The following is a 14,109-nucleotide window of genomic DNA, read 5'->3' as shown; positions in this document are numbered from 1 at the left end:
GGTGGCCGCGAGCTACGGGTTTCCGTAGTGCCTTGATCCATCGACGCTGGTTACCGTCGAGACGTCCGAGGACATCGGGACACAGCCGCGAATCAGAAAGGATGAACGAGTCATGCCGGTAATCGCCGACAACGCCGTGGTCTGCCTCGTCTGCGACAGCCCGCTCACCGTCGACGGCGACGCCGAGAAGGGCGAGATCATCGAGTGCTCGGCCTGCGGTCAGGAGCACGAGCTGATCGGCAGGACCGACGACCGGCCGGAGGTCGCGCTGGCGCCTGAGGTGGAGGAGGACTGGGGCGAATGACCGGCGCGGCCACCGATGTACTGCTGTCGGTGACGGTGCTGCGCCCCGAGGAACGGCGGCTCCTGGACGCCCTGCGCGCCCAGGGGCTCTCCGCCGAGCCCGTGCTCCCGCCCGACCTCGCCGGGGTGCTGGCCCGGCGGGACACCCCGCCCACGCTCGCCTGGATCCGGAACCTGTCGCACCGGGAGGCGCTGAGCACCGCGCGCCTGCTGGAACGCGCCGGGATCGCCACCGTCAACGCGGCGTCCGCGATCGAGGTGTGCGGCGACAAGGGGCTGCAGGCGCTGCTCTTCGCGCGGCACGGCATCCCGCACCCGGCCACCCTGCACGCGTTCACCCACGAACAGGTCCGCGACGCCGTCGAGCAGCTCGGCTGGCCGGTCGTGGTCAAGCCGCCGTCCGGCTCCTGGGGCCGCGGCGTGACCCGGCTGTCCAGCGAGGGCGAGCTGGAGGCGTGGACCGGGGGCCGCGAGTCCGCCGATGCGGCGGGCAAGCTGTTCCCGGTCCTGGTGCAGCGCTACGTCGACAAGCCCGATCACGACCTGCGCGTGGTCGTGGTGGGTGAACGCCCGGTGGTGGCGTTCCGGCGGCGCAGCGCACACTGGCGGACCAACACCCACCTCGGCGCGCGGGTCGAGCGCGCCGAGATCACGCCGGACATCGACGGTCTCTGTGCCGACGTGGTGTCCGCGCTCGGTCCCGGCTTCTACGGCGTGGACCTGCTCGAGAACCGGTCGACCGGCGAGCTGGCGGTGCTCGAGGTGAACGCGAACCCCGAGTTCGCCCGCTCGTCCGAGGTGCACGGCGTCGACGTGGCCGCGCACTGCGCCGCGTACGCGGCGTCGGTCGTCCGGTCCGGGATGGTCCTCGCCGGCTGAGCCCGGCACCTCCCCCACATCTCTACGACGGCCGCCCGCCCCCGTCGCGGGGCGGGCGGCCGCGGAAAGGAAGCCCCGATGGATCAGTTCGACACCGCGCTCGTGCTCACCCGGGTGCTGACGTCCGGCGTGGTGATGAGCATCGAGAAGAACGACAAGGAGCTGCCGGCGCTGTCGCGGTGGCTCACCAGGCAGAGCGGGCGCGCGCACGCGGTGCTGGTGAACAGCCGGACCGCCGCGATCCACGCCGCGCTCTGCGGCCAGGGCATCGGGCACGGCGACGCCGCCGCGCTGCCGGAGCTGGACCCGGCGGCGGAGCGCTTCGTCTCCTGGCTCGGCGTCCGCCGCACGGACGGCACCGACCCGGCGTTCGCGCTGCTGAGCCTGACCCCGGAGAACGCCGCCGAGTTCGCCGGCGCGGCGCGCCGGCAGACCGCGCCGGCGCTGGCCGTGGACCTGACCGGCCTCGGCTTCGGCCCGGCCGCGGCGATGCTCACCGACGACGAGCGGATCTGGGCCCGCGCCGAGCGGCTGAAGATCTTCGGCGCCTTCGACCTGCGGACCATGTGGACGCAGGAGGAGGCCGAGCCCGGCCTGGCGCCGGGCGTCCAGTTCAACTACCGGCTGAGCCCGCTGGTCGCCGCCTGTGTCCGGATGGCGCTGGCGCAGGCCGGTTCCCGTACGCCCGCAGTGACCGGAGGTAACCCGCGATGATCACGGATTTCCCGTCGGCTCCGCTCCCGCTGCCCGACGAGCGGGACGTCGACGCCGAACTCGCCCAGTTCGGCGGCCCGGCCGTCATTCCGCGCGCGATGCGCCGCACGATCTTCCCGGTGATCACCAAGGAGGACGTGTTCACCATGATGGTGGCGCAGCGCACCAGCCCGGAGAAGGTGGTGGACGGCTTCGCCGAGGAGTACCGCGCCTACGTCGGCGCCCGGCACGCGCTGCCCACCGCGAGCGGCACGTCCAGCCTGCACCTGGCGCTGATCGGCGCGGGCGTGCAGCCCGGCGACGAGGTGATCGTGCCCGCGTTCACGTTCATCGCGACCGCGCAGGCCGTGGTGGCGGCGAAGGCGGTGCCGGTCTTCGTGGACATCGACCCGCGCACGTACTGCATGTCGCCGGAGGCGGCGGAGAAGGCCATCACGCCGCGCACCCGGGCGATCATGCCGGTCCACGTGCACGGCCTGCCCGCCGACGTGGCCGCGCTGCGGCGGCTCTGCGACCGGCACGGGCTGGCGCTGGTCGAGGACGCCTCGCACGCGCACTCCGCGCGGATCGGCGAGCGGATGTGCGGCTCGCTGGGTGACGCCGCCGGGCAGAGCCTGATGGCGGACAAGAACTTCCCGCTCGGCGGCGAGGGCGGCATCGCGTTCTTCGCCACGGACGAGGCGTACGGCCGGGCGACGGAGTTCCTGGAGCGCACCGGCATCGACTACCGGATGTCGTGGGTGGCCGCGGCGTTCGGCGCCGGGCAGCTCAAGCGGCTGCCGTACTACGACGCGGTCCGCGCCCGCAACGCGGCCGTGCTCGGCGAGGCGCTGGCCACGACCGGGCTGTTCACCGCGCCGTACGTGCCGGACGGGCACGTGCACGCGTACAACATGTACCGGATCGGGCTGAACCCGGCCGCGGCCGGCCTGGACGACCTGCCGGTCTGGGCGGTCAAGCAGGCGGTGCACGAGCTGCTGACCGCGGAGGGCGTGCCGGCCCGCGAGTGGCAGAACACGCCGATCCCCTGCCACCTGCCGTTCCGGCGGCGGGACGGGTTCGGCAACGGCTACCCGTTCACGCTGAACCCGGACGCGGTCCGCGACCACGAGCCGGCCGACTTCCCGAACGTGGTGGCGATGCTGGAGAGCACCGTGGTGCTCTGCCGCGAGCTGCGCTCCCCGGTCGAGTACGAGCGCGTGATCCGCTACGCCGACGCGTTCCGCAAGGTCGCCGCGCGCCCGGACGCCATCCGCAAGCTCGTCGCCGAGCGGGAGTACCGCCGGCCCTACGAGAGGGCGGCCCGCCTTGGCTGAGCAGGAGAAGGTGCGGGTCGCGGTCCTCGGCGCCAGCGGGTACACCGGCGCGGAGCTGGTGCGCCTGCTGCTGGACCACCCGCACGTCGAGCTGTCCTACCTGTCCAGCGAGCGGCACAGCGGCCGGCCGGTCTCCTCGGTGCTGGCCGGCGTGCGCAACCACCCGCGCGCGGCCGGGCTGCGGTTCCGGCCGCTGGAGGCGTGCGACGAGGTGGACGTGGCGTTCGGCTGCCTGCCGGGCGGCGCGCTGCCCGCGCAACTGCCGAAGCTCACCGAGCGGGCCGGGCGGATCATCAACCTGGCCGGCGACTTCCGGCTCAGGGACGCCGCCCAGGCCGCGGTCCACTACCCGGAGTCGGCGTCGTGGACCGAGCCGTTCCGATACTTCGTCCCGGAGTTCAGCGCGTCACCGGTGCCGGAGCGGCTGCTGAACCTGCCCGGCTGCATGGCGGTGACCACGCTGTACGCGCTCCAGCCGCTGTTCGCCGCCGGGCTGGCCACCGAGGACGTGGTGGTGGACGCGAAGACCGGGGCCAGCGGGGGCGGGAGCCGCTCCGCGGAGCATCCGGCGGACCGGATCGGCAACTTCCGGGTGCACAAACCGTACGGTCACCGGCACGCGCCGGAGATCACCCAGGCGCTCGGCGACTTCGCCGGCACCGCGCCGCGGCTGCGCTTCTCCACGTACAGCCTGGACGTCGCGCGCGGCATCGTGGTCACCGCGTACGGCCGGCTGCGCCCGGGCGTGTCCGCGCAGGACGTCAAGCGCGCCTACGGCACCGCGTACGCGCGAACCCCGTTCGTCCGGTTCCGCGGCGCCGCGCGTACCCCCGCCGACTTCCCCATGCTCAAGAGCGTGGTCGGCAGCAACGTGGCGGAGGTCGCGGTGAGCGTGGAGGGCGACCAGTACGTGGCGGTGGCCGCGCTGGACAACCTGATCAAGGGCGCGTCCGGTCAGGCCGTGCAGGCGCTGAACACGGTGTACGGCTTCGCGCCGTCGCTGGCGCTGCCGTTCACGGCGGTGACGCCATGACCCGGGCGCTCTACGTGATCAAGGTCGGGAGCGGCACGCTGCTGCACCCGGAGATCTTCGCCGAGATCGCGGCGATCCGGAACCGGGGCGCGCGCGTGCTGGTGGTGGCCGGCGGCGCCGAGGGCATCGAGCGGCACTACCGGTCGCTGGGCCGGGCCATGCCGCAGCTGACGCTCGGCAACGGCGACACCGTCCGCTACTGCCCGCCCACCGAGATGCCGCACATCGTGGCCGCGTACCGGCAGATCACGCTGCCGGCCGTGGAGGCCGGGCTGGCCGCGCACGGGCTGCGCGTGTTCACCGCCGTGGCCGCGGACGGCGGCCTGGTCACCGGCGACCTCAACCGGCCGCTGCGCGCGGTGGAGGACGGCAAACCCAAGATCGTCAGGGACCACCGCGCGGGTACGGTCAGCGGGGTCGACGCGGCCCGGCTCGGCGCGCTGCTCGACGCCTACGACGTGGTCTGCCTCAGCCCGCCGGTGCGCGACGCAGCCGGCGGCGGCGAACTCAACGTGGACGCGGACATGCTGGCCGCCGCCGTCTCCAACGCGCTCGGCGCGGACCACCTGCGCCTGGTCACCGGCACGCCGGGCGTGCTGGCCGACCCGGCCGACCGCGGCTCCACCGTGCGCGACGCGTACGCCGGCACCTGCGGGCGGTACGCGAAGGGCCGCATGCGGCAGAAGATCCGCGCCGCCGAACTCGCCCTCGACGGCACGGCCGACGTGGCGATCACCGGCCCGCACTCGATGGCCGTGGAGTCCGGGTGGACCCGGTTCTGGGCCGCCCGGGAGCCCGCCGAGGACCTGACGCTGCTCACCCGGGCCGCGCAGATCCCGTCCGTCTCGTACGACGAACGCGAACTCGCCGCCTACCTGGCCGGCTGGTGCCGGGACCGGGGCCTGGACGCGCGCGTCGACGAGGCCGGGAACCTGGTCGCCGAGCGCGGCACCGGCCCGCGCACGCTGCTGCTGCTCGGCCACCTGGACACCGTGCCGTTCACCTGGCCGGTGCGCTGGGACGACGTGGACCCGGCCGTGCTGCACGGCCGCGGCACGGTCGACGCGAAGGGCTCGCTGGCCGCGTTCCTGGAGGTGCTGGCCGGCACCCCGGTCCCGGACGGCTGGCGGCTGCGGGTGGTCGGCGCGGTCGAGGAGGAGGTGTCCTCGTCGCGGGGCGCGTTCCACGCGCGCGACCACTACCCGGCCGACGCCGTCGTGATCGGCGAGCCGAGCGGCGCGGGCGCGCTGACGCTGGGCTACTTCGGGCTGTTCAAGCTGCGGGTGACCGCCACCGTGCCGAGCGGCCACTCGGCCGGGTTCCAGGCGGTCTCCGCACCGGACCGGCTGATCGGCGCGCTGGAGCGGATCCGGGCCGCGGTGCTCAAGGAGGCCGACGAGGCGCTCAGCGCCGTCATCGACCTGCGCTGCGACGCGGACGCGGCCAGCCAGTCCGCGGTCGGCATCCTCAACTTCCGGGTGCCGCCGGGCGCGGACCTCGACGCGCTGCGCACGGCCGCGCTGGACGCCGGCGGCGACGGCGTACGGACCGAGGTGCTGCGCGCCACCCCCGGGCACGCGGGTCCGCGCAGCACCGTGCTGGCCAAGGCGTTCGGGCGCGCGTTCGCCCGGTCGGGCGGCCGGCCGAGGTTCTTGCTCAAGAAGGGAACTTCCGATATGAACACTCTTGCGACCACATGGCGTGACGTGCCGATGGTGGCCTACGGTCCGGGTGACTCCGCCCTGGACCACACCCGGGACGAACGCCTCGACGCCGACGAGTACCGTCGCGCCCGCCGCGTGCTGGGCGAGGCGGTGCGGGAGTTCTTCGCCCTCAGCGGGGGCGAGCGGAGCCCTGGAGGTGCGCGGTGACCGTCACCCTCGCGCCGCCCGCGCCGGTCCGGACCGGCCGGGCGAGCCTCGACGACCTGCACGCGCGGGCGCGCGCCGCCCGCCGGATGGTGATCGACATGGCCGCGTCGCCGACCGGCTGCCACCTCGGCGGCAGCCTGTCCGTGCTGGACATCCTGATCGCGGCGCTGGACCGGGCGAACGCCGGTGACGGCACGGAGGTGGTGCTGAGCAAGGGGCACGCCGCCGCCGGGCTGTACGCCGCGCTGCACGTCTCCGGCATCCTGGCCGAGGACCCGGTGCCGCGCTACGGCGCCGCGGACGGGCACTTCACCGGCCACCCCGGCGCGGCCGTGCCCGGCGTGCGCTTCCCGACCGGCAGCCTCGGGCACGGCGTGCCGTACGCGCTGGGCTGGGCCCTGGGCCGGCGGATGGCCGGCCGGGGCGGACTGGCCATCGCGGTGGCCGGCGACGGCGAACTGCAGGAGGGGCTGATCTGGGAGTCGTGCCAGGTCGCCGCCGCGCAGAAGGTCGGCAACCTGGTGCTGGTGGTGGACCGCAACGGCGGCCAGAACGACGGCGCGGTGGACGCGATCTCGCCGCTGCCCCGGCTGGCCGACCGGTTCGCCACGTTCGGGTTCGACACCCTGGAGGTGGACGGCCACGACCTGGCCGCGCTGCGCGACGCGCTGGCGCCCGCGCGGGACGGCGCCGACCGGCCGCTGGCCGTGATCGCGCGCACCGTCAAGGGCAAGGGCGTGCGCCCGGTCGAGGGCAAGCCGTCCGCGCACTACGTGACGATCGACGCGGCCCGCGCCGCCGTCTGGAAGGAGCTCGTGCGATGACGCTGTCCGGCCGCGCCGCGTACCGCGACGAGCTGACCCGGCTCGCCGCCGAGGACGAGCGCATCGTCTGCCTGGAGGCCGACCTCGGCGGTCGCGGGCACCCGTTCCAGCAGGCCTTCCCGGACCGGTTCTTCAACGTCGGCATCGCCGAGGGCGCCATGATCGACATGGCGGCCGGGCTCGCCGCGGCCGGCTTCCGGCCGTTCGTGTCCACGTTCGCGCCGTTCGCCGCGCTGCGGGCGGCGGAGAGCATCAAGCTGGCCATGGGCTACTACGGCGCCGGGATCACCGTGGTGGCGCCGTACGCCGGGGTGTCCGGGGCCTGGTTCGGCACCACGCACCACTGCCTGGAGGACGTCGCGGTGCTGTCCGCGATGCCGGGCATCACGATCGCGGCGCCGTACGGCGAGCGGGAGATGCGCGCGGTGATCCGCCGCGCGGCCCGCACCGGCGCCCCGCACTACGTCCGGACCGGCCGCAACGCCGCCCCGGAGAGCCTGCCCTGGCAGGGCGAGGAGCCGCCGCCGGTGGTCTGGGACGACGACGGCGCCGCACCGGGCCGCGTCTGCCTGGTCTCCGTGGGCGAGGTCGGCACCGAGCTGTGCCTGGCCGTCCGCCGGGAACGTCCCGACCTGCCGCACGCGCACCTGTGCTACCTCGACCGGGGGAACCTGAGCACGGCCGCGGCGGAGCTGTCCCGGCGCTACGAGCGGTTCGTGGTGGTGGAGGAGCACCGGCCCGGCGGCGGTACGGCGTCCGCGCTGGCGCTGCTGATGCCCGGCCGCGAGGTCCGCTCCGCCGACGCCGGTGACCGGTGGCCGAGCCACGGCGGCAGCCACGAGGACGTCCTGACCGAGTTGGGGTTGACCGAGACGGCGGTGTGGCGGGCGCTCGCAGCGTGCGGCGAAGCGCGCGTCCCCGCCGCGACCTGAAGGGAGTACCGATGAGCACGCACCGGATCGGCCTGGCGCAGGGGACCGCCATCTACGTGGGGGCCATCCTGGGGGCCGGTATCCTCGCGCTGCCCGCGCTCGCCGCGGACGCCGCCGGACCGGCGTCGCTGCTGGCCTGGCTCACGCTGTTGCTGTTCTGCGTGCCGGTGGCGGCCACGTTCGCCGCGCTCGGCGCGCGCTACCCCGACAGTGGTGGCGTGGCGACGTTCGTGTCCCGGGCGTTCGGGCCGCGCGCGTCCGCCGCGGTCGGGTACTGGTTCTACTTCGCGCTGCCGGCCGGTGCGCCGGCCACCGCCTACGTCGGCGGCCAGTACGTCGCGCACACGCTCGGCCACGGCGACCGTACCGCGCTCGCCGTGGCCGCGGTGCTGCTGCTCGCCGCGTTCGCCAGCAACGCGGCCGGGCTGCGGCTGTCCGGCCGGATCCAGCTCGTGCTGGTCGGCGCGCTCGCGGTGCTGCTCGCGGTCGCCGTGGTCATCGCGCTGCCGGCCGCGGACACCGCGAACCTGACGCCGTTCGCGCCGCACGGCTGGCTCGCCGTCGGCCAGGCCGCCAGCCTGCTGTTCTTCAGCTTCGCCGGCTGGGAGGCGGTCACCCACCTGTCCGGCGAGTTCCGTGACCCGCGGCGCGACCTGCCCCGGGTCACGGTGGCCACGCTGCTGGTCGTCGGCGTGCTCTACCTCAGCCTGGCCGCCACCAGCGTGCTGGTGCTCGGCCCGGCGCTGGCCGGCAGCGCCGCGCCGCTGACGCTGCTGCTGGAGCACGGCCTCGGCCCGGTCGCCGCGGTGCTCACCGCCGCGATGGCCATGCTGCTCACGTTCGGCACCATGAACGCGTACCTGGCCGGCGCGTCCCGGCTCGGCGCCGCCCTGGCCCGCGACGGCATGCTGCCCGCCGCGCTCGCGCCCGGCCACGAGCCGGGCCGGGTGCCGCACCGCAGCCTGGCACTGCTGTTCGTGCTGAGCGCGCTGGTCAGCGCCGTCGCGCTGACGTTCGGCACGCCGCTGGCCCAGGTGATGCTGGCCGCGTCCGCCTGCTTCATCGCGGTGACCGTGGCCGGCCTGGTGGCCGGCGCGTGGCTGCTGCCCCGCGGCTCCGCGGTCTGGTGGGGCGCGGTCGTGGCCGCCGGCGTGATGGGCGTGGTGCTGCTGTTCAGCGGCTGGGCGCTGCTCGTACCGCTGCTGCTCGGCATCGCCGCCCTCGGCGGCGCCCGGGTGTGGGCCCGCTCCCTCGACGCCGCGACCGCCTGAGGGGGCACGGTGGATCTGGGACTGCACGGCCGCACCGCCATGGTCGCGGCCGCCACCAGCGGCATCGGCCTGGCCATCGCCCGCCGGCTCGCCCGGGAGGGCGCCACGGTCGCGATCTGCGGCCGCGACCCGGACCGCCTGCGCGACGCCGTGCGCGAGCTGAAGGAGCTCGCGCACGGCGCGGCCCACGGCACCACGCTCGACGTGACCGACCACACCGCCGTGTCCGCCTGGGTCGACGAGATCGCCACCGCCCACGGCGGCCCGCACGTGGTCGTCGCGAACGCGGGCAGCCCGCCGGAGGGCGGCGCCGACCGTTTCGGCCTCGCCGACTACCGGGCCGCGCTGGACCTGCACCTGCTCTCCGCCGTGGCGCTCACCCGCGCCGCGCTGCCCCGCATGCGCGCCGCCGGCTACGGCCGGATCATCTTCAACACCTCGCTCGCCGCCCGTCAGCCCATCCCCGGCCTGGCACTGTCCAACACGGTCCGCCCGGCCATCGTCGGCTACGCGAAATCCCTGGTCCACGAATTGGCGGAGGCCGGCGAACGCGCGGTCACGGTCAACGTCCTGGCGCCCGGCATGACCCGCACGCCCGCGCTGCAGGCCTGGGCCGACCGACTCGACGGCGGCCTGGCCGGCCTCAGCGCCGACATCCCCCTCGGCCGCCCGGCGGAACCCGACGAGATCGCCGCCGCGGCCGCATACCTCGCCTCATCGCTGGCCGCGAGCACCACCGGCGTGGTCCTCCCGGTCGACGGTGGCGCGAGCCGATCACTGCTGTAGCCGATCCTCCCGGCTGGTGCGGCCGGCCCGCACCACCCGGTGCCGTGGGGGACTCCCGCCGGAGTGCCGTCCGCCCGCGTCACCCGCGATACCGCCGGGGGCGGCGTGCCGCCGGAGGGGCCTCGCCGCCGGAATCAGACGTGCCACGAGCACCGAGGCAGCACGAGAACCGGCCCGGCACCGCCGGAACGCCCCGCCGCGGCAACCGGTCGCACCGCGGAACCGGCGGCAGCGGCGCGCGTTGCCGAACGGGCCGCGCGGGGCGAGTGACACGTCGGAATCGGGATCGGCGGCGTGAGGTCGTCAGCGTGGGACGGTGCCGCCGCGGACCGGGGACGGCTCGCCGGGGTGGCCGTGGAGGGCCAGGGCGAGCTGGGCGCGGCGGTCGATGGACAGTTTGCGGTAGATGCGGGTGATGTGCTGTTCGATCGCGCGCGGGGACACCGCGAGCCGGTCCGCGATCTGCCGGTTGGTGAGGCCGTCGAGCATCATCCGGGCGACCCGCCACTCGTGCGGGCTGAGCCGGTCCGGGCGGGAGGAGATGGTGCGTACCGGCGGGCGGGACCGGTCGTCTCGCACCGGGTGGGGCTGGGTCCGGTCGGGGGTGGTGACCGGCTCGCCCAGCGGGCGTACCGCGGTGTGCGTCACGAGGCCGGCGCGGGTGTACGGGTCGCCGGCCAGCAGCCCGGTCAGCGCGGCCCGGTCGTGCGCCTCCACGATCAGCGTCTCCCCCGGCGTGTCCGCCCAGGTCCATCCGTGCAGGGACCGCCGGCGCCAGTAGGCGCGGTGGGCGTCGGCCCGGTGCGGCTGCGGCCGGTCGCGGAACGTCCGGTCCAGCTGGAATCTCATCGTCACTCCCCGGTGTTCGGCTGTGATCGTCGGTAGCGTCGCGACCACGCCTACCGATGCCTTCCCGTTCCGATACCGCCACCGCTCCCGAGGTCGACCGTTCACCGGCATGTCTTCCAGACCACGCATTGTTACGGATTGCTCTACTTCGAGCTATCGTCCACCGTGGACGCCGTGGGCTCCGTGGCACGGGAGAGGAGGGTGGCGCGGTTGGCGCACACCGACGAGGCTTCGGTTCGGTTCAACATCCTCGGCAGCCTGGAGTGCGTCACGGCGGACGGCGAGCTCATCCCGCTCGGCGGCCCGGTGCCGGAGCGGGTGCTGGTCTGCCTGCTGCTCTCCCCCGGCCGCGTGATCACCGTCGACCGCCTGGTCACCGCCGCCTGGGGCGACGACCCACCGGCCACCGCGGCCCACCAGGTACGCAAGGCGGTGGCCGGCCTGCGCGGCCGCATCCCCGGCGGCCGAAAGCTGATCGTCACGGACGGCCCCGGCTACCGGATCGTGCTCGGCCCCGGCCAGCTCGACCTGACGATCTTCACCGACCTGGTGCGCCGCGCCCAGGACGAGGCCGACGCGGGCCGCCCGGCCCCGGCGGTCGAAGCGCTGCGGGACGCGCTCGCGCTGTGGCGCGGCCCGGTGCTGGCCGGCGCCGGCGGCACGGAGATCGAGGCCGCCTCCGCCGCGCTGGAGGAGCGCCGGATGGTCGCGGCCGAGCGCTTCTACGAGCTGCGGCTGCGCCTCGGCGAGAGCGCCGAGTTGGTCGGGGACCTGCGGTACCTGGTGAACGACCACCCGTTCCGGGAGACGCTGCGCGGGCAGCTGATGCTGGCGCTCTACCGCTCCGGCCGCCCGGCGGAGGCGCTGGTGGAGTACGACCGGCTGCGCACGCTGCTGGCCGGCGAGCTGGGCGTCGACCCGGGCGAGCGGCTGACCGAGCTGCACCAGGCGATCCTGCGCAACAGCCCCGATCTGGCCGCCGCCGGTCCGCCGGTGCGCGCGGTGCCCGGGCCGCGCCACGACGCGCCCGGCCGTCATCCGTGCACGCTGCCGTACGACCTGCCGGACTTCACCGGCCGGCAGCAGGAGCTGGCCCGGCTGGTCGACGGCGCGGGCCGCCGTACCGGCGAGCGTGGCCCGGGCCCGGCGCACGGCCCCGGCTGGAGCCCGCGGATCGTCGCGATCGACGGCATGGGCGGTAGCGGCAAGACGTCGCTGGCGATCCGGATGGCGCACCTGCTGGCGGACAGCTATCCCGACGCGCACCTCCACCTGGACCTGCGTGGGCACACGCCCGGCGAGGAGCCGCTGCCGCCGGGTGCGGTCGCCGGCACACTGCTGCGGATGCTGGACGTGCCCGGCGAGCGAATCCCGGAGGACACGGCCGGGCGGCTGGCCATGTGGCGCAGCCAGGTGGCCGGATACCGGCTGCTGCTGGTGCTGGACAACGTGGCCGACAGCCGCCAGGTGCTGCCGCTGCTGCCGGGCTCCGCCGACACGCTGGTGATCGTGACCAGCCGGACCCGTCTGGTCGAGCTGGACGGCGCCGAGTGGGTCTCGCTGGGCATGCTGCCGGAGGAGGACGGCGCCGCGATGATGGCCGCCATGCTCGGCCGCGAGCGCGCCGAGCGGGAGCCGGACGCGATCGCCGAGCTGATCGACCTCTGCGGGCACCTGCCGCTGGCGCTGCGCATCGCCGGGGCCCGGCTGCGCAACCGCCCGCGGTGGACGGTGCGGCACCTGGTGGACCGGCTGCGCGACGAGACCCGGCGGCTCGACGAACTCAAGGCCGGGGATCGCAGCGTCACCGCGAACCTCACGCTGTCGTACGACGGGCTGGCCGCACCGTACCGGACCGCGTTCATGCTGCTCGGCCGCAATCCCGGCGCGGACCTGGACCGCTATTCCGCCGCGGCGCTGCTCGGCACCGGCCCGGCGCGCGCGGAGGAGATCCTGGAGTTCCTGCTCGACACGCACCTGTTGCAGCAGCACGAGGCGGGCCGATACGCGTTCCACGACCTGGTGCGCAGCTTCGCCCAGTGGATCCGGGCGCGCGACGGCGACCGGGACGGTGCCGGGGACGCCGCGGTGGAGCGGCTGTTCGGGTACTACCGCGCCGCCTCGGAGCTGGCCTGCGCCGAGGCGTTCCCGGGCTGGTGGACGCGGGCCGCCGAGTCCCGTCCCGCGGTCGCGCTGCCGCCGCTGACCGGCCGTGCCGTGGCCCGCGCGTGGTTGCACCGGGAGGTCGACAACCTGGTGCAGGCGGCGAACCTGGCGCAGCACTCCGGCGCGCACCGGCACGCGGCCGAGCTGGCCCACACCGCGGCGAACGTGCTGGACGCCCGCGGCCGGTTCGACGACTTCCACCGGACCGCGAGCCTCGGCGTCACGTCGGCCCGCAGCGTCGGGGACGAGTCGCTGCTGTCGCAGAACCTCTCGGACGTGGCGGCCGCGGACTGGCGGCTGGGGCGGCTCGGTGACGGCCTGGCCGCGACCGAGGAGAGCCTGGAACTGGCGGTCGCGGTGGACGACCGGATCGGCGAGGCACGGAGCACCGGCATGCTCGGGCTGCTGCTGGCCACGCTGGGCCGGTACCCGGAGGCGCTGCCCGCGCTGCGCCGCTCGGTGGCGCTGAAGCGCGAGCTCGGCCAGCGGCGCGCCCAGGCCGAGTCGCTGATCGACCTGAGCGGGCTGTACGAGCAGTGGGGCCGCTACCCGGAGGCGGCCGCGGCGGCGCGGGACGCGGTGGAGCTCAGTCACGGCATCCGCGCGTGGGACGTGCTGGCGCTGGCGCTGACCGACCTGGCCGCGATCCACCTGGCGCAGGAGGAACCGGACGAGGCGCACCGCTGCCTGGACCGCGCGCTGGAGACGGACGCGGCGGCGCTGCCCGCGGCGGAGATGGCCCGCATGCACGCGCTGCTGGCCCGCGCCCACCACGGGCTGGGCCGCCCGGCCGAGGCGCTGCGGCACGCGCGGCGGGCGCTGGAGGAGGACGAGGGCGCCCGCGCCCCGGTCCGGCAGGCGTCCGTGCGGAACACGGTCGGCGACGTCTACCGGCACCACGGCCGGCCCGGCACCGCGCTCGGTCTGCACACCGACGCGCACCGGATAGCCTCGGAGATCGGCTACCGGATCGAGGTGGCGCGCGCGCTCGCCGGGCTCTCCGAGGCGGCCCGGGCCGACGGCGACGCCGAGGCGGCGGCGCACTACGGGCGGCGTGCCCAGGCGGAGTTCGACCGGCTGGGCGTCCCCGAGCCGGCCCGGCCCCGGTCCGCCCTGGCCGGCGACTGAGTCGGTACCGAGGGGAGTCTCGTCACGTCCCGATCCT

The 14,109-nt window shown here is 75.3% G+C and carries 12 protein-coding genes; 11 read left to right on the top strand and 1 reads right to left on the bottom strand.

The window, feature by feature from the left end:
* Window positions 1–112: 112 nt before the first annotated feature.
* The 10 genes from J2S41_RS11120 to J2S41_RS11075 all read left to right on the top strand — a co-directional run bounded on the left by J2S41_RS11120 (window position 113) and on the right by J2S41_RS11075 (window position 9,929).
* A complete protein-coding gene (locus J2S41_RS11120) occupies window positions 113–304 on the top strand; it encodes a lysine biosynthesis protein LysW (RefSeq protein WP_310366381.1) in 192 nt (63 codons plus the stop codon).
* On the top strand, window positions 301–1,182 hold the full coding sequence (locus J2S41_RS11115; protein WP_310366379.1) for a RimK family alpha-L-glutamate ligase: 882 nt from the start codon (window positions 301–303) through the stop codon (window positions 1,180–1,182). Before J2S41_RS11120 ends, J2S41_RS11115 begins: the two co-directional genes overlap by 4 nt.
* A gap of 78 nt (window positions 1,183–1,260) precedes the next feature.
* Window positions 1,261–1,896, top strand: coding sequence for a PLP-dependent aminotransferase family protein (locus J2S41_RS11110; protein WP_310366377.1), 636 nt, complete (start codon window positions 1,261–1,263; stop codon window positions 1,894–1,896).
* Entirely contained in the window at window positions 1,893–3,212 is a 1,320-nt protein-coding gene (locus J2S41_RS11105; RefSeq protein ID WP_310366375.1) for an aminotransferase class I/II-fold pyridoxal phosphate-dependent enzyme, read from the top strand. The genes J2S41_RS11110 and J2S41_RS11105 overlap by 4 nt, the downstream gene beginning before the upstream one ends.
* Window positions 3,205–4,245 carry an N-acetyl-gamma-glutamyl-phosphate reductase gene (gene argC / locus J2S41_RS11100; RefSeq protein WP_310366373.1) on the top strand — a complete coding sequence of 347 codons (1,041 nt, stop codon included), beginning with the start codon at window positions 3,205–3,207 and terminating at the stop codon, window positions 4,243–4,245. The genes J2S41_RS11105 and argC overlap by 8 nt, the downstream gene beginning before the upstream one ends.
* A complete protein-coding gene (locus J2S41_RS11095; protein ID WP_310366372.1) occupies window positions 4,242–6,116 on the top strand; it encodes a M20/M25/M40 family metallo-hydrolase in 1,875 nt (624 codons plus the stop codon). Before argC ends, J2S41_RS11095 begins: the two co-directional genes overlap by 4 nt.
* Window positions 6,113–6,940: a thiamine pyrophosphate-binding protein gene (locus tag J2S41_RS11090; RefSeq protein ID WP_310366369.1), complete on the top strand. Its 828-nt coding sequence runs from the start codon at window positions 6,113–6,115 to the stop codon at window positions 6,938–6,940. Before J2S41_RS11095 ends, J2S41_RS11090 begins: the two co-directional genes overlap by 4 nt.
* On the top strand, window positions 6,937–7,872 hold the full coding sequence (locus J2S41_RS11085; RefSeq protein WP_310366366.1) for a transketolase family protein: 936 nt from the start codon (window positions 6,937–6,939) through the stop codon (window positions 7,870–7,872). The genes J2S41_RS11090 and J2S41_RS11085 overlap by 4 nt, the downstream gene beginning before the upstream one ends.
* Window positions 7,873–7,883: 11 nt before the next feature.
* Entirely contained in the window at window positions 7,884–9,143 is a 1,260-nt protein-coding gene (locus J2S41_RS11080) for an APC family permease (RefSeq protein WP_310366363.1), read from the top strand.
* Window positions 9,144–9,152: 9 nt separating this feature from the next.
* The gene (locus J2S41_RS11075; protein WP_310366359.1) at window positions 9,153–9,929 is read left to right on the top strand and encodes an SDR family NAD(P)-dependent oxidoreductase; all 777 of its coding nucleotides are present in this window, start codon (window positions 9,153–9,155) and stop codon (window positions 9,927–9,929) included.
* A 303-nt stretch (window positions 9,930–10,232) separates the two neighbouring features.
* Here the strand turns inward: J2S41_RS11075 and J2S41_RS11070 are convergent, their stop codons facing one another.
* Window positions 10,233–10,778, bottom strand: coding sequence for a LuxR C-terminal-related transcriptional regulator (locus tag J2S41_RS11070; protein ID WP_310366357.1), 546 nt, complete (start codon window positions 10,776–10,778; stop codon window positions 10,233–10,235).
* Between the two features lie 210 nt (window positions 10,779–10,988).
* Between J2S41_RS11070 and J2S41_RS11065 the strand changes: the two genes are divergently transcribed.
* Window positions 10,989–14,072, top strand: coding sequence for an AfsR/SARP family transcriptional regulator (locus J2S41_RS11065; RefSeq protein ID WP_310366355.1), 3,084 nt, complete (start codon window positions 10,989–10,991; stop codon window positions 14,070–14,072).
* The last annotated feature ends 37 nt before the right edge of the window (window positions 14,073–14,109 follow it).

The sequence above is a fragment of the Catenuloplanes atrovinosus genome (assembly GCF_031458235.1).
Classification (GTDB): Bacteria; Actinomycetota; Actinomycetes; order Mycobacteriales; family Micromonosporaceae; genus Catenuloplanes; species Catenuloplanes atrovinosus.
Note: the sequence above shows the minus strand (reverse complement) of the source record. Positions and strands in the feature narration are given on the sequence as shown.